This is a genomic window from Massilia rhizosphaerae (genome assembly GCF_016093545.1).
GTDB classification, from domain to species: Bacteria; Pseudomonadota; Gammaproteobacteria; order Burkholderiales; family Burkholderiaceae_D; genus Telluria; species Telluria rhizosphaerae.
The window spans coordinates 34291-54336 of the sequence record NZ_JADKYX010000029.1 but is presented as its reverse complement, the minus strand read 5'-3'; the positions used below and the strand labels follow the sequence as shown (position 1 = coordinate 54336).

The following is a 20046-nucleotide window of genomic DNA, read 5'->3' as shown; positions in this document are numbered from 1 at the left end:
AATCACGGTTTTAGCGGCGCCGATACCGGATCGAATATCGGGATGGCGTGAAATCGATCCCGCCCACCCGATGGGCCCGGCGACGTCGTATCATTATCCGAAAACAAACTTGACGGAGCCGCCCATGAAACTTCGCTACCACGTCGTGCCGTGCTGCCTGGCCATTTCCGCGTTGCTGGCGCCTGCCGCCGGGCAGGCGCACCAATTGAGAGAGAACCTCCGGCATCGCATCGAACAGTGGCGCGCCGGCCGCGCCGCGGCGTCCGGCCTGCAGGAGATCCGGGTGCAGGGCCGCAAGGTGCTGGTGCACGTGCCTGCCGGGTACGACCCTGGCCACCCGGCGCCGCTGGTGCTGGCCTTCCATGGCGGCGGCGATGCGGCGTACATGGCCGACGACAGCAGGTATGGCCTGCAGCGCCAGGCCGACCGGAGCGGCTTCATCGTCGCCTTTCCGAACGGCGCCAGCAAACTGCCCGGCGGCCGGTTCGCGACGTGGAATGCAGGGGGCTGCTGCGGCTATGCGCGCGACCAGGGCAGCGACGACGTCGGCTTCGCGCGCGCCGTCGTCAGCGCGATCGAGGGGCGCTATGCCGTCGATGCGAATCGCGTGTTTGCCACCGGCATGAGCAATGGCGGGATGATGGCCCACCGACTGGCTTGCGACGCGGCGGACGTGTTCCGGGCGGTGGCGTCCGTTGCCGGCACCGACGCCACCACGCAATGCAACCCGTCGCGGCCCGTCTCGGTGCTCCACATCCATGCCCGCGACGACGACCACGTGCTGTTCGACGGCGGCGCCGGTCCGGGCGCGTTTCGCGACCAGAGCAGCGTGATGAATTTCGTGTCGGTGCCGGAGACCATCGCGCGCTGGGTCCAGCGCGACCAGTGCGGCGGCAGTGCGCAGCGTGTGCTGCAGGTGCCGGGCGCGTATTGCGACGCCTACCGGAATTGCGCCGGCGGCGCCCAGGTCCAGCTGTGCGTGACGGACACCGGCGGCCATTCGTGGCCGGGTGCCGAGCGGGTGCGGCCGGGCAAGGAAGCGGCCTCGACGGCCCTGGACGCGAGTGCGACGATCTGGCGATTCTTCGACAGCCAGGCGCCGCGTGCCGCGTCCGCCGCGTCTGCCGCATTGCGCCGCTGACGCGCGGCGCGGGTCAGCTCTTGCGGACGAATTCCGACTTCAGGCTCATCGCGCCGAAGCCGTCGATCTTGCAGTCGATGTCGTGGTCGCCGTCGACGAGGCGGATGTTCTTGACCTTGGTGCCCTGCTTGACGACGCCGCCTCCGCCTTTCAGCTTGAGGTCCTTGATGACGGTGACGGTGTCGCCGTCCTGCAGCACGTTGCCGGCCGCGTCGCGCCACACGCGGGCCGCGTCGTCCGTGGCCGCTTCGGCTTTCACGGGCCATTCATGCGCGCATTCCGGGCACACATAATTGCCCGAGCCGTCTTCGTAGGTCAGCGTGGAACCACAGGCGGGGCAGGGGGAAAAGGTCGTCATGGCAGTGTGCGGGCGTATCGGCGAATCGATGGAGGAATGCAAAACGCCAACCGGACGGGTTGGCGCTGTATGCTGAAACTTGGTGGCCCGGGGCGGAATCGAACCACCGACACAAGGATTTTCAATCCTCTGCTCTACCGACTGAGCTACCAGGCCAAGGCGGCGCAGTATAGCACGGGTTACGCGAGATCCATAATTTTTGTTCAGGCGTCCAGTTCCGCCCGGCCCGCGGCCCGTTCCTCGTGCTGGCGGTCCAGCGCCAGGCGCAGCTCCTTGCGGGCCTTCGCCTGCTCGTGGCGGCGCAGCTCGTCCGGCCCGAACGGACGCAGGGGCGGGACGGGCACCGGCTGCTTGTCGTCGCCGACGGCCACCATCGTGAAGAAGCAGCTGTTCACGTGGCGCACCTGCTGGGTGCGGATGTTCTCGGCCACGACCTTGATGCCGACTTCCATCGACGTGCGGCCCGTGTAGTTCACGGCAGCCAGGAACGTGACCAGCTCGCCCACGTGGATCGGCTGGCGGAACGTCACCTGGTCGACGCTCATCGTCACGACATAGGTGCCGGCATAGCGGCTGGCGCACGCATAGGCGACCTGGTCGAGCAGTTTCAGGATGTTCCCGCCGTGCACGTTGCCGGAAAAATTCGCGGTATCCGGCGTCATCAGGACAGTCATGGTGAGTTGGTGGGCGGGCAGGGTCATGGCGTCGTGCGTAAAGATGAAGGATAGGGCGATGTTGCCTGAGAAACCCATTTGCGGCAACCGCCCCCCTTCCGCCTAGAACTCTTGCCAGTCCGCGTCCACTGTCGTCGCGGCCTTGCGCGCGGTCGCGGCGGCGGTCGCCTTGCGCGCCGGCTTGGCCGCCGCCGGCTTCGGTGCGGGCGCGGGCGCGGGCGCGGGTGCCGCGCGGCGGGCGGGCGGCAGCGCGGGTTTCGCGACCGCCTGCGGCCGCGGCTTCGTCTCGACCCGGAACAGCGCCACCAGCTCGGCCAGCGCCTGCGCCTGCTCGTGCATGGTCCGGGTCGCAGCGGCCGATTCCTCGACCAGGGCCGCGTTCTGCTGGGTCACGCCATCCATCTGCACGATGGCCTGGTTGACCTGGCCGATGCCGCTGGCCTGCTCGCGGTTGGAGGCGACGATCTCGTTCACGACACCCGTCACGCGGCCGATGCTGTCGACGATGTCGCGCATCGTCTGCCCGGCCTGGCCCGCCAGGGTGGCGCCGTCGGCCACGCGCTGGGTCGAGGCGTCGATCAGGTCCTTGATTTCGCGGGCGGCGGCGGCCGAGCGCTGGGCCAGGGCGCGCACTTCGGCCGCGACGACAGCGAAGCCGCGGCCTTGCTCGCCCGCGCGCGCCGCTTCCACGGCCGCATTCAGCGCCAGGATATTGGTCTGGAACGCGATGCCGTCGATGACGGCGATGATGTCGACGATGCGCGCCGACGAGGCGTTGATCGCCCCCATCGTGTCGACCAGCTGGCCGACCATCGCGCCGCCCTGCTGCGCCACGCGCGTGGCGTCGCCGGCCATGCGGTTGGCTTCCTCGGCGTTGACCGCGTTCTGGCCGACGGCCGCCGTCAGTTCCTCCATCGACGACGCCGTTTCTTCCAGCGCCTGCGCCTGGCTTTCCGTGCGGCGCGACAGGTCCTCGGTTTCGCCGGCCATCGTGGCCACGGCGGTGACGATCGTGCCCGTGCCCTCGCGCACGTCGGCGACGATGCCCGCGAGGCTGGCGCGCATGCGTTCGAGGGCGGCCATCAGGCTGTCCTTGTCGCCGGCGGCGACCGGCACGGCCACGCACAGGTTGCCGCCCGCGATCTCGGCCGCCACCTGCGCCGCGCGCGCCGGTTCGCCGCCCAGGCGCCGGAACAGGGCGCGTCCGAACAGGGTGCCGGCGCCGACGCTGAAGGCGAGCGTGGCGAGGCACAGCGCGGTCAGCACGTCGCTGCTGCGGTCCGCGCTGCCGAGCACGGCGGCGACGCGCGTGTCGATCTCCTTCTGCTGCAGCTCCAGCAGCGCCTTGACCCGGCCGAGATACGCGGCCGCGGCGGGCATGAATTCGTCGTCGAAGTATTTGCGGGCGTCGGCATCGCTGCCGCCGGACTTGAGGGCCATGACGCGGTCGCGCGCGGCGAGGTAACGCTGGCGCGCCGTGGCGATCTGGTCGAACACGGCGTGCTCCTCCGGCGTGTCGAGCAGCGCGCCGACCTGTTTCTGCAGCGCGCTCATGCGCGCCGTCGAATCCCGGGTTTCCGCCGCGTAGTAGGTGGCGAGCTCCGCGTCGGCGGAACGCGCGATGGCCCCGGTGCGCTTGGCGGCGACCGACGTGTTCAGGAGCCACCCGGAAATCAGGCGTTCCTTGGCGAGCGGGCGTTGGGTGAGGGCCTGCGTGTCGTCCGACAGGACTTGCAGGCGCCAGATGGCGATGGCCGTCGCGACGAACGACAGCACGATGACGACGGCGAATGCGAACCTGAGCTGGTTGCGCACGCTGGAGGTGGCGGATGGTTTCATGGGACTCCTCGGTTTTTCAAGCAACAAGAGCCAATGAAAGTCGCATCGGGGCCGTTCCGCCTTGAGGCGACTCAGCTCCGCGCGCGCACTTTGCGTTCGTTTGCTAAGGCGCAAGTCATATGCCGATGCCGATATCCCGCGCGGGTGAAACGGATTTCAAAGTGATAACGGCCGTGGCCGGAATGGCAAGCCGGCATGCGTCTGCTAGGATGCCGGGATGGCTATCCTTCTTGTCCCCGGCTTCATGGCCGACGACACCCTGTGGGACGACATGGTGCCGGCGCTGGCGCGCTTTGGCCCCGTCGTCCACGCCGACCTGCGCCACGACACGTCGGTCGAGGCGATGGCGCGCCGCGTCCTCGCGACGGCGCCCCCGACTTTTTTGCTCATGGGCTTTTCGATGGGCGGCTACGTCGCCCGCGCGATCGCGCGCCAGGCGCCGGCGCGCGTGCGCGCGCTCGTCCTGGTCGCCACCTCCACGCGCGCCGACACGGCCGCGCTGCAAGAGCGCAAGGGCGCGATCGGCAACGCGGCCCCGTCGATCGCGTTCAGCGGCCTGAGCCGCACGGCCGTCGCCACGTCGCTGCATCCGCGACAGCGCGACAACGAGGCGTTGATCGAGCGCGTGCGCGCGATGGGCACGCGCCTCGGCGGCGACGTGTTCCGGCGCCAGTCGATGCTGGACCGGCCGGGCGACCTCGGACGCTCCGGCGAGATCCGCTGCCCGACGCTCGTCGTGGCGGCTGCGCAGGACCGGCTGCGCAGCCTGGCGGAAGCGCAGGAGATGACGGCCGCCATCCCCGGCGCCACGCTCGTGGTCGTCGAGGACACGGGCCACATGATCCCGATCGAGGCGCCGGGTCGCCTGCTCGACGTGATCGTGCCGTGGCTGGCGGCGCACGAGGAAGCCTGACGCGCGGCGTCAGCCTTGCCAGGGCGTGAACAGGATCCCGTCCGCGATCAGCTCCGCCACCGCGGCCTTGTTCTCGGCGCTGTCGCTGAATGCGGCCAGCACGTCCGGCAAACTCGCCTTGTGGTCGTCCAGGATGCCCAGCCAGTAGTCGTATCCGGCCTGCTCGGGTGCCCGGTGCAGCACGTTGTGGTACAGCTTGTTGACGATGTCGGCATTGCTCGCGCCGCCGTACTTGTCGTAGAACTCTTGCGACGTCGCGAAGCCGCCTGCCAGGTCCCGCAGGGACGCGCCCTTGTCCATCGCGTTGATCCAGAAACCGAGGCCGGGCAGGTCGGGCGGGCGGTCGAACGCTGCGCGGTAGAGGCGGTACGTTTCGGCCGCGACGCCGTCCGTGTCCAGCGCCACCGAGGCGTCGGCGAACGCAACCCGTTCGACGCCTTGCAGGGTGTCCGTGCCGTCGGTGCCGCCGCTGCGCTGGTCGGCCACGTGCCAGCCGGTGGCGTCGTGGCTGATCTTGTAGTCGGTGACCTTGCCGTCGTAGGTGGCGGTGTCGCGGCCGGTACCGCCCACGAGCACGTCGTCGCCGGCGCCGCCGTGCAGGACGTCGTCGCCGTCGCCGCCGTCGAGGCTATCGTTGCCGGCCGTGCCGGCCAGCTGGTCGGTGCCGCTGCCGCCCGTGTGGGTTTCGCCTGGCGTGGGTGTCGGTGTGGGCGTCGGTGTCGGCGTGGGTGCCGGCGTCGGCGTGGGTGTCGGCGTCGGCGTGGGCGCCGGTGTCGGTGTCGGTGTCGGCGCGGGCGTGGGTGCCGGTGCCGGCGCCGGGGGCGGCTTCACGCCCGCCTGCGGATCGTAGTGCTGCACGAAATTGTCGGCCGTGAGCGTGCTGGCGTTCACGTTGGATAGCTTCAGCAACGTGGAGACGCCGCCGCTGCCGGCCGTGCCGTCGAAGTCGACGTCGAGATAGGCGTCGCTGCCGACCTGGCGCAGGTGCAGGTGGCCGTCGGCGAATGGATTCTTGGTCGCGCCGAAGTCGAACTTCACGTCGACCAGGTCGCCGCCGGCGCCCGTCTTGAAGTCGGTCACCGTGAATGGCACACCCGTGGTCGCGACTTCGAACACGTCGCTGCCGCCGCCGCCGGTCGCCGTGACGACCACGTCCGCCCGGGCATTGACCTGCAAGCGGAACGTGTCGTTGCCGGCGCCGCCCAGCAGCGTGAGACGTGCGTCCGAGCCCGCGATGTCGGCTTCCAGCAGGTCGTCGCCGTCGCCGCCGTCGAGGGTCGTGTTGCCTACCGAGCCAATGAGGTGATCGTTGCCGGCGCCACCCTGCAACATGTCGTTCCCGCCCACGAGCGCACTCAGAAAATCGTCGCCGGTGCCACCCGTCAGCGTGTCGTTGCCGGTGCCGCCTTCGAGGGAATCGTTGCCGTCGCCGCCGGCGACGACGTCGTTGCCGGCGCCGCCGCCCACCGCATCGGCACCGGGGCCGCCATCGATCTGGTCGTCGCCGCCGGCACCGGTGATGAGGTCGTCGCCATCGCCGCCGTGGATCGTGTCGTTCAGGGGGCCGCCCTGGAGCGTGTCCGCGCTTGGCGTGCCTTCGATGACCTTGCCGGTGACCGATCCATCCGGCGCCCATCCGTCCAGGTTGTCCGCCACGAGCGCGGATTTGGCGACATTCTTGAGGATGATGAGGTCGTGAGGGGCCTGCGGACCCATCGCGCCGTCGCTGTCCCGGACCAGCACCGTATCGCTGCCGCGTTGGTCGAGACGGAAGTAACCGTTAGAGAACGGCGTCGCGCCCGTCCCGTAGTTGTCGAAGACTTGCAGCACGTCGCCGCCGGCGCCCGTCTGGAAGTCGGTGATCGTGAAGGTGAGGGCGTTCGCGAAGCCGGAAAGGCGGTACGTATCGGTGCCGCCGCCGCCGCTCAGCAGGATGGTCGCATCGGCGACACTGCCGTAGTAGGTGGTGATATCGAACAGGTCCTGCCCGTCGCCGCCATCGGCGTGGATCACGTCGGGCCCACGGCCCATGGTGAAGTTGATCTGCAGTGTGTCGTCGCCGCTTCCGCCGTCCAGGCTGTCGCTACCGTACCAGGTCGACAGCACGTCGTTGCCGGCGCCGCCGTGCAGCGTGTCGTTACCGTCCAGGCTGGACTCCGGCTGGCCCAGGATGCCGTCGCCGCCGAGGATGTCGTCGCCGTCGCCGCCGTCGATGCTGTCGTTGCCGAGGTTGCCGGACAGCGTGTCGTTGCCGGCGCCTCCCACCAGCGTGTCGTCGAGCAAACCGCCGGTCAGGCTGTCGGCGCCGTCGGTGCCGGCCAGGTTGACGCCCGTGGTGGTGCCATCGGGGTTGAAGCCGTTCCAGAAATTGTCGATCTTGAGCGTGGACTTGTCCACGTTCGAGAGGACGACGACGTCGGTGTAGCCGCCCGGACCACTGCCGTCCAGGTCGGCCTGCAGCACCGTGTCCGCGCCGCGCTGGACGACCTGGAGGTTGCCGTGCGCGCCGAACGGCGACCGGTCGTACGCGTCGGTGCGGGCGATGCCGCCCAGGTTGATGATGTCGCCGCCCGCGCCGGCCTGGAAATCGTCGATGGTGATGACGGCCGACGCCTGCGTGGCCGTGACGGTGAACGTGTCCTGGCCGGCGCCGCCGTGCGCGAGCACCTGCGCGGTGCCGGTGGATCCGATCGCGAAGTCGAAGCTGTCGTCGCCGTCGCCGCCGTCCATCCGCGCCGTGCCCGATACCTTGCCGCTGAAGTACTCGTCGACCGTGTGCAGGCTCAGCACGTCGTTGCCGCTGCCGCCGTCGACCGTGTCGCCGAAGCCGTAGCTCTGCAGTGAATCGTTGCCCTGGCCGCCCACCAGGAGACTGTTGCCGTTGGAGGTCAGCAGGTCGTTGCCGTCGCCGCCGTCCAGCGTATTGTTGCCGCCGTAGCCATGCAGCGTATCGTCGTCGTTGCCGCCTTCCAGCGTGTCGTGGTTCGTGCCGACGAGGAGGTCGTTGCCGTTGCCGCCGAAGAAATGGTTGCCGCCGCTGCCGTCGTAGTTGCTGCTCAACGTATCGGCGCCGTCGTCGCCGTACAGGACGTCGACACCGCCATAGCCGACGAGGAAGTCGTCGCCGCCGCCGCCGTGGATGGTGTCGTTCAGGAAGCCGCCATAGATCGAATCGGCGCCGTCCCCGCCCTGCAGCACCATGCCGTCCGGCGATCCGTCCGGATGGATGCCTTGCGGGAAATTGTCGTTCGTGAGGTCCTTGACGGTCACGTTCTGCAGCACGGCGGCGGTCTGGCCGTCCGTGTCCGTCGGCGCCGCCAGCACCTTGACGAGCGTGTTGGCGCCGTCCTGGACGAGGCGCAGGTTGCCGCCCGACCCGAACGGATTCGTCGTCGGGATCACGGCGTTCCCGCCCGTGGAGAGCAAGAAGAGCACGTCCAGCACGTCGCCGCCCGCGCCGGCCTTGAAGTCCCGGATCACCACCGGGTCCGTGGACGAGTACGTGCCCGAGATGCGGAAGGTGTCGATGCCCGCGCCGCCGGTGATGTCGACGACGCCGTGCGCGGCGGCCGTGGTGCGGTCGATCGTAATGACGTCGTTGCCGTCGCCACCGTCGACGGTGACGTGGTAGTCCTGGGTCTGGTCCATGCCGCTCAGGTTGACGCCGATGGTGTCGTTGCCGCTGCCGCCGTACACGACGTCGCCATTGTTGGCGGACATGATCGAATCGTCGCCGGCGCCGCCGTCGAGGGTACTGTGGCCGGGATTGCCGCGCCAGTAGCCGCCGGTGTTGATCGAGTCGTTGCCGTCGCCGCCATTCAGGACGTTGTTGCCGACGTAGTCCTCGAGGAAGTCGTTGCCGGCCCCGCCGTCGAGCGTGTCGTCGCCGGCGTCGCCGTGCAGGATGTCGTTGCCGGCCCCGCCGTGCAGGACGTCGTTGCCCTGCCCGCCTTCGAGATAATCGCCGCCGCCCGCCGTTTCGTCGCCGCCGTCCAGCAGGTCGTTGCCGCCGCCGCCGTGCAGGTAGTCGTTGCCGGCGCCGCCGGTGAGCGTATCGTCGAGGGCGCCGCCGGTCAGCGTATCGGCGCCGGACGTGCCTGTCAGCGTGACACCCGTGCTGGTGCCGGTCGGGTCGTAGCCGTCAAGGAAGGCCGAGGCGGGCAGCGCCGCCAGCGTGGTGCCGGTGAGGGTGGCGAACAGGACGTAGTCGTTGGTGGTGCCGGGGCCGTCCGCGTCCACGTACAGCTTGACGTCGCTGCCGGACTGTTCCGCCTTGAGGTAGCCCTGGCCGAACGGGTTGCCGTTGAAGTCGGCGGGTACGAGCGTGCGCAGGTCCAGCTTGTCGCCTTCGGCCGCGGAAAAGTCCGTGATGGTGACGGTGCCGCCCGACTGGCCGCCGAGCGGCACGAAGGTATCGGCGCCGGCGCCGCCGCTGACGTTCATCACGTCACCCTGGCCGGCGATCTGGATCGTGTCGTCGCCGTCGCCGCCGCGAAGCACCGTCGCGCCGGCGTCCGTGCTGATGGCGGCGAATACGTAGATCGAGTCGTTGCCCGCGCCGCCATCGAGCGTGTCGCCGGTGTCGCCGCTGATCGTGTCGTTGCCGGTGCCGCCGTCGACGCTGTCGTGGCCTGTCGAGCTCGCTTCGATCCTGTCGTCGCCCGCGCCGCCCTGGAACGTGTTGTTGCCATACCAATCGTGCAGGGAGTCGTTGCCGTCGCCGCCGATGAGGGTGTCGTTGCCCTCGTCGCCGGACAGGAAATCGTCCCCTTTGCCGCCGTCGAGCTTGTCGTTGCCGGCGCCGCCGGACAGGGTATCGTTCCCGTCCAGGCCACTGATCGTGTCGTCGGCCTGCATGCCGTGCAAGTTGTCGGACAGGGCAGTGCCTGTCAGCGTCATGCCTTGCGAAGACCCGTTCGGGTCGAACCCGCCGACGAAGTTGCTTTTGCTGAGCTGGCTTGGCTGGATGCCGTCCAGGTGCAGCATGGTCTGGTAGACGGTGGTCCCGTCATACAAATGGATGCGCGCCTGCAGCGCCGTGCCGGTGGTATCCGCCGTCAACTTGACGTCGCCGCCGGCGAACGGATTGCCGCTGAAACCGTAGGGCAGCAGGGAGCTCACGTCGATCAGGTCGCCGCCGGCCCCGGCCTTGAAATCGGTGACCTCGACGCGAGCCGTGCTGTCCGGCAGGCTGCCCGGGAGGCTTTGCGGCGCATAGGTATCCGTGCCGGCGCCGCCGCTCAGCACCAGGTGACCCGTCGTGTGGTCGTACAGGCGGTAGGTGAACGTGTCGTTGCCGTTGCCGCCGCTGGCGCTGGCCGCCGGTCCTTGGATCGACCTCACCTCGATGATGAAGCTGTCGTTGCCGTCGCCGCCCGTGTAGGTGGCCGTATCCGTGCCGACGAGGGTATCGTTGCCGGCGCCGCCGTCCAGCGTGCCGGTGCCGTTGTTGCTCCCGCCATAGTTCGGACCGTCGGACGCAGTCAGACGGTCGTCGCCGTCGCCGCCGCGCAGCACGTTGCGGCCCGACACGTCGTACAGCCAGTCGTTGCCGGTGCCGCCGTCGAGGGTGTCGTCGCCGGCATCGCCGTACAGGCGGTCGTCGCCGGCATCGCCGAACAGCTGGTCGTTGCCGGCGCCGCCGAAGAGGTCGTCCTCGTGCGTGCCGCCATGGACGAGGTCGTTGCCGTCGCCGCCGTACAGCTGGTCGTCACCCCCGCCGCCGTAGATCGTGTCGTTGCCGGCGCCGCCGTCGATGCTATCGTTGTCGTTCCAGATGCTGGCATCGTCGGGGCCGCCGGTCAGCAGGTCGTTGCCGCCGTGGCCGACGAGGGTATCCTGGCCGGCGCCGCCCGACAGCGTATCGGCGAGTTCGCTGCCGTGCAGGAGGTTGGAGGCGTCGTTGCCGCTCAGGTTGAGGGCCGTCGGACTGAGGGCGCTCAGGAAGGAGGTGTAAGGCACGTAAATCATCTCGTTGCGTGCCAGATCCGTGATCGCGTGAGGGTCCACGTTGATTGAGTATTCCGTGCCGTAGGCCAGCGGCGTATCCAGGTGCAGGGTGAGCGTGTTGCCCGCCACGTGGATGGCCGGGTCGGTCGCGACGTCGCCGCTGAAGACGACGGTCGATCCGCTGCTCAGCTGCAGCTTGCCGCTGGCGGCCTTGATGTCCTCGGTGAACGTGATCACCAGGTCGCCCGTGATCGCCGTACCGTCCTTGGGCCCGGACACGATCCACGGCGGCTGGACGTCGGTGGTATCGGCGCCGCCGCCGGACATGGTCCCGTTCAGGACGAGCGTTGCGGTCCCCAACCGCGCATCGAAAGTGGTCATTCTTGCATTTAGTTTTTATAAAGACACAACTATTGCCCAACTCAACCATAAAGTCCAGACGCGATCGGGAATAAATAAAAAACCGGCCGGACAGCATCGCCGCCCGGCCGGTCAGTGTGTCGATCTTGCTACGCCCGGTTCTGCAGGCCGCGGATCGCGTCCGCGACACCCTGGCCGTACGCCGGATCCGCTTTCAGGAAGTGCCCGATCTGGCGATCCTGCGTGGCGGCATCCGCGCCGGACAGCGAACCGGCGATGTTTTCGATGAGGTTGCGCCGGCCTTCGTCGCTCAGCAGGCGGAACAGGTTGCCGGCCTGCGTGAAATGGTCGTCGGCGGCGCGGGTGTCGTAGCGGCCCGCGGCGCCGTCCAGCGGCCAGCCGGCGTCGCCGTGGCCGAAGCCGGCCGCGGCGGGGACGTCGGTCCGGAGCGGATCATAGTTCGCCGCCGCGCCGCCATTGGCGATCGCCATCGCGCCGTCGCGCTGCTGGTTGTGGAACGGGCAGCGCGGACGGTTCACCGGCAGGTGCTGGTGGTTCGTGCCGACGCGGTACAGCTGGGCGTCGTGGTAGGCGAACAGGCGGGCCTGCAGCATCTTGTCGGGGCTGTAGCCCATACCCGGCACGATGTTCGAAGGCGACAGGGCGGCTTGCTCGACGTCGGCATGGTAGTTGTCCGGATTGCGGTTCAGTTCCAGGATGCCGACGGGGATGCGCGGAAAGTCACGCTGCGGCCACACCTTCGTCAGGTCGAACGCATCCCAGCCGGTCTGCGCTTCCCAGGCGGCGCGCCGGACGTCGTCCATCACCTGGATTTCCACGCTCCAGCGCGGGAAGTCGCCGTTGGCGATCGCGTTGAACAGGTCGCGCTGGGCATAGTCCGGATCGACGCCGGCCAGGCGCACGGCATCAAGCGACGTCAGGTTCCGGATGCCCTGCAGCGTCTTGAGGTGCCACTTGACCCAGACGCGTTCGCCGGCGTCGTTGATGAGGCTGTAGGTGTGGCTGCCGAAGCCGTCCATGTGGCGGTAGCCGTCCGGCGTGCCGCGGTCGGAGAACAGGATCGTCACCTGGTGCAGGCTTTCCGGGGCGCGGCTCCAGAAGTCCCACACGTTCTGCGCCGATTTGAGGTTCGTCTGCGGATCGCGCTTTTGCGTGTGGATGAAGTCGGGGAATTTGATGCCGTCCTTGAGGAAGAACGTCGGCGTGTTATTGCCCACCAGGTCCCAGTTGCCTTCTTCGGTGTAGAAGCGCACGGCGAAACCGCGCGGATCGCGTTCCGTGTCGGCGGAACCCTTTTCGCCGCCGACGGTCGAGAAGCGCAGGAACGTTTCCGTCTGCTTGCCGACCGCCGCGAACAGTTTCGCTTTCGTGTATCTGGTGACGTCGTGGGTGACGGTGAACGTGCCGTAGGCGCCCGATCCCTTCGCGTGCACGACGCGCTCGGGGATGCGCTCGCGGTTGAAATGCTGCAGTTTCTCGATCAGGTGGAAGTCCTGCAGCAGCACGGGGCCGCGCGGGCCGGCCGTGATCGAATTCTGGTTGTCGTCGACGGGGATGCCGGAAGCGGTGGTCAGTTGGGTCATGGTGGCTCTTTCAATGGTTAGGCTATCAATGTATTAAATATGATAGCTGAGGTCTATTCATAACCATGGTAGAGCGTGGGTGGCATTCGTGCAAACTATCTATTTATATGGATCTAATAGGAAAAATAAATTACCTTTTGGAGCTCCTTGTAGTGGAGTGCTATGGCCGCCCAAAACAAAAGGCGCCGGCCCATCCGGGCGGCGCCTTACTGTTCGGCAATTCGGGCTCTGACCCCGAATTATTCAGATCAAGCTTAGATCACGCTCAGCTTGACTTCGATGTTGCCGCGGGTCGCGTTCGAGTACGGGCACACGATGTGGGCCGAATCGACCAGGTCCTGCGCCACGGCGCGCTCCAGGCCCGGCAGGCTCACGGCCAGTTCCACGGCCAGGCCGAAACCGTTCGGGATCGGGCCGATCGACACGCTGGCGTCGATGGACGCGTCGGCCGGGACGACGACTTTCTTCTGGGCGGCGACGAATTTGATGGCGCCCATGAAGCAGGCCGAGTAGCCGGCGGCGAACAGTTGTTCCGGGTTGGTGGCGTCACCCTTGCCGCCCATTTCCTTCGGCGGCGCCAGGCGCACTTCCAGCAGGCCGTCGTCGCTGCGGGATTGGCCTTCGCGGCCGCCGGTGGTGTGCGCCTTGGCGGTGTACAGGACTTTATCGAGTTTGGTGGTCATCGCATTACCCTTTCGGTGGTTGAGTTCTTACTGCAAATAAATTTATAAGGTGCCGGCGAGCCGGTCGCGCAGGGACTTGATCTCGCCGACGAGCCGTACCAGTTCGCGCACGTCGCAGCCGGTGGCGCCCAGGATGCAGGCCGGGATGGCGGCCGCCTGTTCCTTGAGCGCGCGGCCCTGGCCGGTCAGCCGGATCACGACGCGGCGCTCGTCCTGCGGATCGCGGGACCGGTCGACCAGGCCCTGGGCCTCGAGGCGCTTGAGCAGCGGGGTCAGCGTCCCGGAATCGAGGTACAGGCGTTCGCCGATCTCCGACACGCTCAAGCCGTCGCGTTCCCACAGCACCAGCAGCACCAGGTACTGGGGATATGTCACGCCCAGCTTGTCCAGGTGCGGCTTGTACACCTTCGTCATCGCCAGCGATGCCGAGTGCAGTGCGAAGCACAACTGGTTGTCGAGCAGGAGAGCAGGATTGGCGTCGTTCGTTTCCATGGGCTGAACTATATCGCGCAATTAGATTGCGCACAATATGTTATTTTTTATGAAGCCGATAGCTGAAAGCGATCCAGGCTGCGACATCGCTCGGCGAGATATGGGATGAGTGTATTTCAGGTATCACGAACCATCATTGGACGGCTCTTGTGCGATGCAGCATGATGCTTCTGTCTCCTCTATCTTCCTCCAAGAAAATAGATTCAACCCGCCTCCCGGCGGGTTTTTTTTGCCTTTCCTCAAGATCGTCATTCGTGGCGCAACGCCTGGATCGGATCCATGCCGGCTGCCCGCTTCGCCGGGAAATACCCGAACACGACGCCGATCGCCGCCGAGAACACGAACGACAGCACGTTGATCCCCAGGTTGAACAGGTAGGGCACTTGCATCAGGTGCGCGAGTCCGATCGACAGCACCGTCGCCACCAAGATGCCGACCACGCCGCCCAGGCAGGCCAGCACGACGGCCTCGATCAGGAATTGCAGCAGCACTTCGTGTTCCAGCGCGCCTATCGCAAGGCGGATGCCGATCTCGCGCGTGCGTTCGGTGACCGACACCAGCATGATGTTCATGATGCCGATGCCGCCGACCATCAAGCTGACGCCGGCCACGGCGCCCAGCAGCGCGGTGATCACGCGCGTGGTGCCGGTCAATGTGTCGGCGATCTGCCGGGTGTCCATCACGGTGAAGTTATCGTCCTCGTTGGCGCCGATTTTGCGCCGCTCGCGCATCAGATCGACGACGTTGTTGCGTACCTGGTCGATCGCAACGCCATCGTTGACGGCCACCTGCAGCATCCGGATGTCCTGGCTGCCGGTCAGCCGGCGCTGTACCGTTCGCAATGGCATGATGATCGTGTCGTCCTGATCCGAACCCATCGCCGACTGGCCTTTCGGCGCAAGCAGGCCGATGACCTCGCAGGAAAACTGCTTGATCCGGATCTGCTCGCCCTCCGGGTTCTGGCGCCCGAACAGTTCACGGCGAACCGTCTCCCCGATCACGCACACGGCCTTGCCGGCGCGCTCCTCGGCCGGCGTGAACACGCGCCCGGCCGCGAGCGGCCAGCGGCTGATCGCGAAGTAGTCGGCGGTGGTTCCCACCGTCTGCGTCGTCCAGTTCTTCGCCATGCGCACGACCGTGACCGACTTGCTGGCCACCGGTGCTACCGCGCGCAGTCCGCTCACCTGGGCGCGGATCGCGTCGACATCGGCGGCCTTGAATTGCGGCGCGCCGCCCGCCATCGGTCCCAGGCGCTGCCCGGGAAGGACCATCAGCAGGTTGCTGCCCATCGCCGCGATCTGGTCCTGCACCGAGCGGGTGGCGCCGTTGCCGAGCGTGACCATGGTGATCACGGCGGCGACGCCGATCACGATGCCCAGGATCGTGAGGGAGGAGCGCAGCATGTTGCGCCGGATCTCGGACAGGGCCAGGACGAGCGTGTTGAAGAACATCAGGCATGCTCCTCGTTGCGGACGTCGGATTCGACCTGGCCGTCGACGAAGCGGATGATGCGGCGGGTGTACGCCGCCATGTCCGGCTCGTGCGTCACCATCAGCACCGTAATGCCCTTGTCGCGGTTAAGGGCCGTCAGCAAATCCATGATCTCGCGGCCGCGCACCGTGTCGAGGTTGCCGGTAGGCTCGTCGGCCAGCAGCACCAGCGGATCGGTGACGATCGCGCGCGCGATGGCCACGCGCTGCTGCTGGCCGCCGGACAGTTGGGCCGGTACATGGTGCTCCCAGCCATGCAGGCCCACCGCCGCGAGCGCCGCCATGGCGGCCGTGCGCCGCTCGGCGGGCGCCATGCCGCGGTACAACAAAGGCAGCTCGACGTTTTCGAGCGCACTCGTGCGGCCCAGCAGATTAAAGCCCTGGAATACGAAGCCGAGGTAGTGGCGCCGCAACAGCGCGCGCTGCTTTCGGTCCAGCTCGTGCACCGGTGCGCCGGAAAAATAGTATGCGCCGGAGGTGGCCGTGTCCAGGCAGCCCAGGATGTTCATCGCCGTCGATTTGCCGGAGCCGCTCGGCCCCATGATGGCGACGTACTCGCCTTTGCCGATCGCGAAGCTCACCCCGCGTAACGCCTGGAAAGCGGCCGTTCCCTCGCCAAAGGTCTTGGTGATGTCGACAAAGCGGATCAACGGTTCCAGCGCCGCGTCGCCGGCGTCGCGGTCGTTCATTTCGCGGCACCCTGGCTCTCGGTGATCACGGGCGTGCCGGGCTGCAGGTCGCCGGCGAGGATCTCGGTGTGCTTGCCATCGCTGACGCCGACAGTGACGGGCACGGCCACCGGCTCGCCGTTGCGCAAGACCCATACCTGCTGTCCCTTGGCCGCGGTGGAACGGGATTGTTTGCCCCGGTTCGAAGGCGGTCGCGGCATCAGGCTGGCGAGTACGCTGCGCTTCTGTTGGCCGGCGGCGGCGTTCGTTTGCCCCGACGGCGGCGAAAAGCGCAGCGCGGCGTTCGGCACCAGCAGGGCATCGTTCCGTGCCGCCGTGACGATCGCCGCCGTGGCCGTCATGCCGGGGCGCAGGCTCATGTCGTCGTTGTTCACTTCGAGCACGGTCAGGTAGGACACGACGCCCTCCTTGGTCTGCGAGCCGTACGCCGTGCGCGTGATCCGGGACGGGTAGTCGCGGTTCGGATAGGCATCGACCTTGAACGTGGCGGGTTGGCCGTCGCGGACCTGGCCGACGTCGGCTTCGTCGACGTCGACTTCGAGCTTCATCTGCTTGAGGTTCTCGGCCAGCGTGAACAGCACCGGCGCCTGCAGGGATGCGGCCACCGTCTGGCCCGGCTCGACCTTGCGCGACAGCACGACGCCGTCGATCGGCGAGACGATCGTTGCCTTGCGCAGGTTGGTCTCATCCGACTTCAGGCCGGCGCGCGCCTGCCCGACCGCTGCCTGCGCGCTTGCCCCGGCGGCGATGGCGCGCTTGAGCGTCGCCTCCGCTGTCTCCAGTTCGGCCTTCGACGGTACCTTGCCGCCCGACAGGTCCGCGACCTGCTTCAGGCGCGCCAGGTTGGCGCGCGCCTCGTCGGCCGTGGCCTGCGTCTGCATGACCTGCGCCTCGGCCGCGCGCAATGCGGCGACGGATTTGCTGACCTGGTCCTGGAGTTTGGACACGTCCAGGCGCGCCAGCGGCTGGCCTTTCCGCACGTGGTCGTTGTCGTCCACGAAGACGCTTTCCACGATGCCGGACAATTCGCTGCCGACGTCGACCTTGTTGGTCGGCTGCAGTGTGCCCGTCGCCGACACGGTGACGACGAGTTTGCCGCGCGCGGCCGGCTCGGTCACATAACGCGTCTGCGGCGCGCCGCCGCTGAAGTGCAGGGCTGCGGCGCCGGCCGCGACCAATACGACGACGGCGGCCGCGATCCAGCCGCGGCGTCTGGCCAGCAGGCCGCGCGCGCCGGCTTGCAACACGGCGTTGACTTGCTTGTTTTCCGATGCGCTGCGATCGTTCATGGCGGATGGCTTGCAGTCGTGTCGTTGGAGATGGGGGGCGCGGCTGCGGGTTCCCAGCCGCCGCCGAGCGCCTTGTACAGCTGGACCACGGCAGTGGCGCCGTCGGCCTGCGCGGCGGCCAGCGCATCTTGCAGTGCCAGCACGCTGCGCTGCGTGTCGAGCACGGTCTGGAAATCGATGATACCGCTTGCATACTGCTGGCTGGCAAGCTGGGCGGCCTGTCGCGCGGCCGTGGCGGCGGCGTCCAGCGCGGCCTGGCGTTCCTTGCTGCGCGCAAACGCGACCAGGGCGTTCTCCACGTCCTCGAGCGCCGTCAGCACCGCCGCTTGATAGGCGTACAGTGCCTGCTCGCGCACGGCATCCTGGACGGCGACCTGTTGCCGGAGCCGGCCGCCATCGAAGATCGTCGCGGCGACCGAAGCGGCCAGCGAACGGTTGACCGTGCCGCTGGCCAGCGTGCCCGGCGTGAACGCGTCGAGGCCGATCGAGCCCGACAGGCTGAAGTCGGGGTAGCGCGCCGCCTGCGCCTGGCCGACGCGCGCCGTCTCGGCCGCCAGCAGGCGTTCGGCCGCACGAACGTCGGGACGGCGGCGGAGGGTGTCGGCGGGAATACCGACGGCGAGCGTGGCGGGCATGGCCGGGATGCCGGTGGCGACGGCCAGTTGCGCGTCGACGGCGCCCGGCGCTCGACCGGTCAGGACGGCGAGGCGGTTGCGCGCCTGCGCCAGGCTCGTTTCGAGCGCCGGGATCTGGGCGCGGGTCTGCTCCCGGTTGGCGCGCGCCTGCTCCAGCTGCAGCGATCCCACCAGGCCCGCCTGCGTGCGCCATTCGGTGAGCTGCAGGGTTTCGGACTGGCTGGCCAGATTGCTGCGCGCAATGGCAAGACGCGTCTGGTAGCCGCGCAGTGCCACGTAATTCAGCGCCACCTCGGCCGCCAGCGACGTTTGCGTGGCCGCCAGCGTCGCCGCGCTGCGTTCCAGGTCGGCCTGGGCTGCCTCGGCCGCGCGCCGCTTGCCGCCGAACACGTCCGGCTCCCAGCTCGCGTCGAACCCGGCCGCATACAATGCCGGGCCCGCCGCGGACAGGGACGGCGTCGTGCGCCTGCCGGACAGCGTCGTCCCCACCGTCGGGTAGAAGGCGGTGCCGGCGACGATCCTGCGCGCACGCGCGCCACGCAGCGCAGCCTGGGCGCCATGCAGGTCGCGGTTGGCGGCCAGTGCCGTCTCCACCAATGTCGACAGCGTCGCGTCGTCGAACCGGCGCCACCATCGTGTGCGCGCCGCTGCATCGGCATCGGCATCCGCACTGTGCAAGCCGCCTTGCAGGCCGGTATGCCAGCCTGCGGGGACCGCGGGCCCGGGCGCGCGGTAGTCCGGACCGACGGCCGCGCAGCCGGCCAACGTGGCGGCGAGCAGCAGCGGGGCGAGGGCTGATGGATGACGCGGCAGGCTGGGCGGAGCGGAGCGGGCGGAAGGCGGCGTTGTATGCATGCTGGCTTGGTGGATCGGTTGCGACGATCGACCGGAAAGCGTCATGCGCGGCCGGTGGTTGGGCTGCATGACATGTCAAACCAGAATAGCGTTATCCGTGTTATGAAGTATTTGATACAAGTCAAAAGGCCGAACCCATTGCACTAAAGCGGCGTGCCGAAGACCTGGGTCCAATAGGCCGTGCGGTTGCGGTTGCGCGGATTGATCGCATAGGCCGCGCCCATTTCCGTGAAGGCGGGATTCATGATGTTGGCGCAGTGGCCCGGACTGTCCAGCCAGGAGGCGACGGCTTCCTCGGGCGTGCGCTGGCCCGACGCGATGTTCTCGCCCACGCGGACCCAGCGGTAGCCGGCGGCCGTCGCGCGGTCGGCGGGGAGGCTGCCGTCCGGTTGCTCGTGGTTGAAATAGTGTTTCTGCGCCATGTCGGTGCTGTGCGCGAGGGCGGCCCGGCCCAGCAGCGGATTCCACGCGAGCGGTCCGGCGGGGCCGAACGTCCGCGTGCCGCACGTGCGCGGCCGGGCGCGCGCCGCGTTCACGAGCGCGAGGATGTCCTGTCCCGCCGCCGGCCAGTCGGGCAGCGGCGGAATGACGACGGGCCGCGCCAGCACGATCTGCCACTCGGTGCCGACGTGCGCCGTGCCGATCGCGGCGAATTCCGCCGCGCGCAGCGTGCGGCAATATGGTTGGCCGATGGCATCCAGCGCCGCGCGCGCATCCGGCGGCCCCGACACCGTGATCGCCTCCGCATGCTCGGCCTGGTAGCCGGCGTCCTGCAGCGCCGATTCGAGAAAGGTGCCGGGACCGATGCGGATGCGGGACAGCGCCGGCTCGACGGCCAGCCTTTCCACCGGCGGGGCGGGACGGCCGTCGCAGGTGCCCGGCGCGGTACGCCACGCATTGATGAGATTGGCGAGCTCGTCCGCACGCGCGGGGGCGGCGGCGACCGCGAACGATACGGCGGCCAGCGCGGCCGCGAGCGGGAGAGGGCGTGTGGTGATGAGCATGGGACCGCGCTTACATGGGGACGCCGGCGCGAAATTCCAGCGGCACCCCGGATGGTATGCTACGGCGTAAA

The 20046-nt window shown here is 68.2% G+C and carries 14 protein-coding genes and 1 tRNA gene; 2 read left to right on the top strand and 13 right to left on the bottom strand.

Annotated features, from left to right (window positions below):
* The first annotated feature begins 124 nt into the window (after nt 1-124).
* On the top strand, nt 125-1141 hold the full coding sequence (locus ISF28_RS28815) for an extracellular catalytic domain type 1 short-chain-length polyhydroxyalkanoate depolymerase (RefSeq protein WP_198120613.1): 1017 nt from the start codon (nt 125-127) through the stop codon (nt 1139-1141).
* A gap of 13 nt (nt 1142-1154) precedes the next feature.
* Here the strand turns inward: ISF28_RS28815 and ISF28_RS28810 are convergent, their stop codons facing one another.
* From ISF28_RS28810 to ISF28_RS31115, 4 genes are all read right to left on the bottom strand, one after another.
* Nucleotides 1155-1499 (bottom strand): zinc ribbon domain-containing protein YjdM, encoded by a 345-nt coding sequence (locus ISF28_RS28810; RefSeq protein WP_198120612.1) that lies wholly within the window; start codon nt 1497-1499, stop codon nt 1155-1157.
* Between the two features lie 80 nt (nt 1500-1579).
* Nucleotides 1580-1655: transfer RNA gene (locus tag ISF28_RS28805), tRNA-Phe, on the bottom strand.
* 47 nt (nt 1656-1702) lie between these two features.
* Nucleotides 1703-2200, bottom strand: coding sequence for an acyl-CoA thioesterase (locus tag ISF28_RS28800; RefSeq protein ID WP_198120611.1), 498 nt, complete (start codon nt 2198-2200; stop codon nt 1703-1705).
* 75 nt (nt 2201-2275) lie between these two features.
* Nucleotides 2276-4012: a methyl-accepting chemotaxis protein gene (locus ISF28_RS31115; protein ID WP_198120610.1), complete on the bottom strand. Its 1737-nt coding sequence runs from the start codon at nt 4010-4012 to the stop codon at nt 2276-2278.
* 217 nt (nt 4013-4229) lie between these two features.
* Between ISF28_RS31115 and ISF28_RS28790 the strand changes: the two genes are divergently transcribed.
* A complete protein-coding gene (locus ISF28_RS28790; protein ID WP_198120609.1) occupies nt 4230-4925 on the top strand; it encodes an alpha/beta fold hydrolase in 696 nt (231 codons plus the stop codon).
* Nucleotides 4926-4934: 9 nt separating this feature from the next.
* Here ISF28_RS28790 and ISF28_RS31110 read toward each other — a convergent pair whose 3' ends face one another.
* From ISF28_RS31110 to ISF28_RS28695, 9 genes are all read right to left on the bottom strand, one after another.
* Nucleotides 4935-11255, bottom strand: a complete 6321-nt coding sequence (locus ISF28_RS31110; RefSeq protein ID WP_307727481.1) for a DUF4214 domain-containing protein — start codon at nt 11253-11255, stop codon at nt 4935-4937.
* Nucleotides 11256-11383: 128 nt separating this feature from the next.
* Nucleotides 11384-12838, bottom strand: a complete 1455-nt coding sequence (locus tag ISF28_RS28730) for a catalase (RefSeq protein ID WP_198120608.1) — start codon at nt 12836-12838, stop codon at nt 11384-11386.
* 254 nt (nt 12839-13092) lie between these two features.
* The gene (locus tag ISF28_RS28725) at nt 13093-13521 is read right to left on the bottom strand and encodes an organic hydroperoxide resistance protein (protein ID WP_198120607.1); all 429 of its coding nucleotides are present in this window, start codon (nt 13519-13521) and stop codon (nt 13093-13095) included.
* 42 nt (nt 13522-13563) lie between these two features.
* Nucleotides 13564-14013: a MarR family winged helix-turn-helix transcriptional regulator gene (locus ISF28_RS28720; protein WP_198120606.1), complete on the bottom strand. Its 450-nt coding sequence runs from the start codon at nt 14011-14013 to the stop codon at nt 13564-13566.
* A 248-nt stretch (nt 14014-14261) separates the two neighbouring features.
* Complete coding sequence (locus ISF28_RS28715; RefSeq protein WP_198120605.1) at nt 14262-15464, bottom strand: ABC transporter permease; 1203 nt, start codon at nt 15462-15464, stop codon at nt 14262-14264.
* Entirely contained in the window at nt 15464-16192 is a 729-nt protein-coding gene (locus tag ISF28_RS28710) for an ABC transporter ATP-binding protein (RefSeq protein WP_198120604.1), read from the bottom strand. Before ISF28_RS28710 ends, ISF28_RS28715 begins: the two co-directional genes overlap by 1 nt.
* On the bottom strand, nt 16189-17481 hold the full coding sequence (locus ISF28_RS28705; protein WP_198120603.1) for an efflux RND transporter periplasmic adaptor subunit: 1293 nt from the start codon (nt 17479-17481) through the stop codon (nt 16189-16191). Before ISF28_RS28705 ends, ISF28_RS28710 begins: the two co-directional genes overlap by 4 nt.
* Complete coding sequence (locus ISF28_RS28700) at nt 17478-18971, bottom strand: efflux transporter outer membrane subunit (protein ID WP_198120602.1); 1494 nt, start codon at nt 18969-18971, stop codon at nt 17478-17480. The genes ISF28_RS28705 and ISF28_RS28700 overlap by 4 nt, the downstream gene beginning before the upstream one ends.
* A gap of 143 nt (nt 18972-19114) precedes the next feature.
* Nucleotides 19115-19975, bottom strand: a complete 861-nt coding sequence (locus tag ISF28_RS28695) for a CAP domain-containing protein (RefSeq protein WP_198120601.1) — start codon at nt 19973-19975, stop codon at nt 19115-19117.
* Nucleotides 19976-20046 lie beyond the last annotated feature (71 nt).

Excerpts from the sequence above, each read along its gene's own strand:
- ISF28_RS28815 (WP_198120613.1), top strand. The coding sequence starts at position 125 with ATGAAACTTCGCTACCACGTCGTGCCGTGCTGCCTGGCCATTTCCGCG.
- ISF28_RS28810 (WP_198120612.1), bottom strand. The coding sequence starts at position 1,499 with ATGACGACCTTTTCCCCCTGCCCCGCCTGTGGTTCCACGCTGACCTAC.
- ISF28_RS28800 (WP_198120611.1), bottom strand. The coding sequence starts at position 2,200 with ATGACCCTGCCCGCCCACCAACTCACCATGACTGTCCTGATGACGCCG.
- ISF28_RS31115 (WP_198120610.1), bottom strand. The coding sequence starts at position 4,012 with ATGAAACCATCCGCCACCTCCAGCGTGCGCAACCAGCTCAGGTTCGCA.
- ISF28_RS28790 (WP_198120609.1), top strand. The coding sequence starts at position 4,230 with ATGGCTATCCTTCTTGTCCCCGGCTTCATGGCCGACGACACCCTGTGG.
- ISF28_RS31110 (WP_307727481.1), bottom strand. The coding sequence starts at position 11,255 with ATGACCACTTTCGATGCGCGGTTGGGGACCGCAACGCTCGTCCTGAAC.
- ISF28_RS28730 (WP_198120608.1), bottom strand. The coding sequence starts at position 12,838 with ATGACCCAACTGACCACCGCTTCCGGCATCCCCGTCGACGACAACCAG.
- ISF28_RS28725 (WP_198120607.1), bottom strand. The coding sequence starts at position 13,521 with ATGACCACCAAACTCGATAAAGTCCTGTACACCGCCAAGGCGCACACC.
- ISF28_RS28720 (WP_198120606.1), bottom strand. The coding sequence starts at position 14,013 with ATGGAAACGAACGACGCCAATCCTGCTCTCCTGCTCGACAACCAGTTG.
- ISF28_RS28715 (WP_198120605.1), bottom strand. The coding sequence starts at position 15,464 with ATGTTCTTCAACACGCTCGTCCTGGCCCTGTCCGAGATCCGGCGCAAC.
- ISF28_RS28710 (WP_198120604.1), bottom strand. The coding sequence starts at position 16,192 with ATGAACGACCGCGACGCCGGCGACGCGGCGCTGGAACCGTTGATCCGC.
- ISF28_RS28705 (WP_198120603.1), bottom strand. The coding sequence starts at position 17,481 with ATGAACGATCGCAGCGCATCGGAAAACAAGCAAGTCAACGCCGTGTTG.
- ISF28_RS28700 (WP_198120602.1), bottom strand. The coding sequence starts at position 18,971 with ATGCATACAACGCCGCCTTCCGCCCGCTCCGCTCCGCCCAGCCTGCCG.
- ISF28_RS28695 (WP_198120601.1), bottom strand. The coding sequence starts at position 19,975 with ATGCTCATCACCACACGCCCTCTCCCGCTCGCGGCCGCGCTGGCCGCC.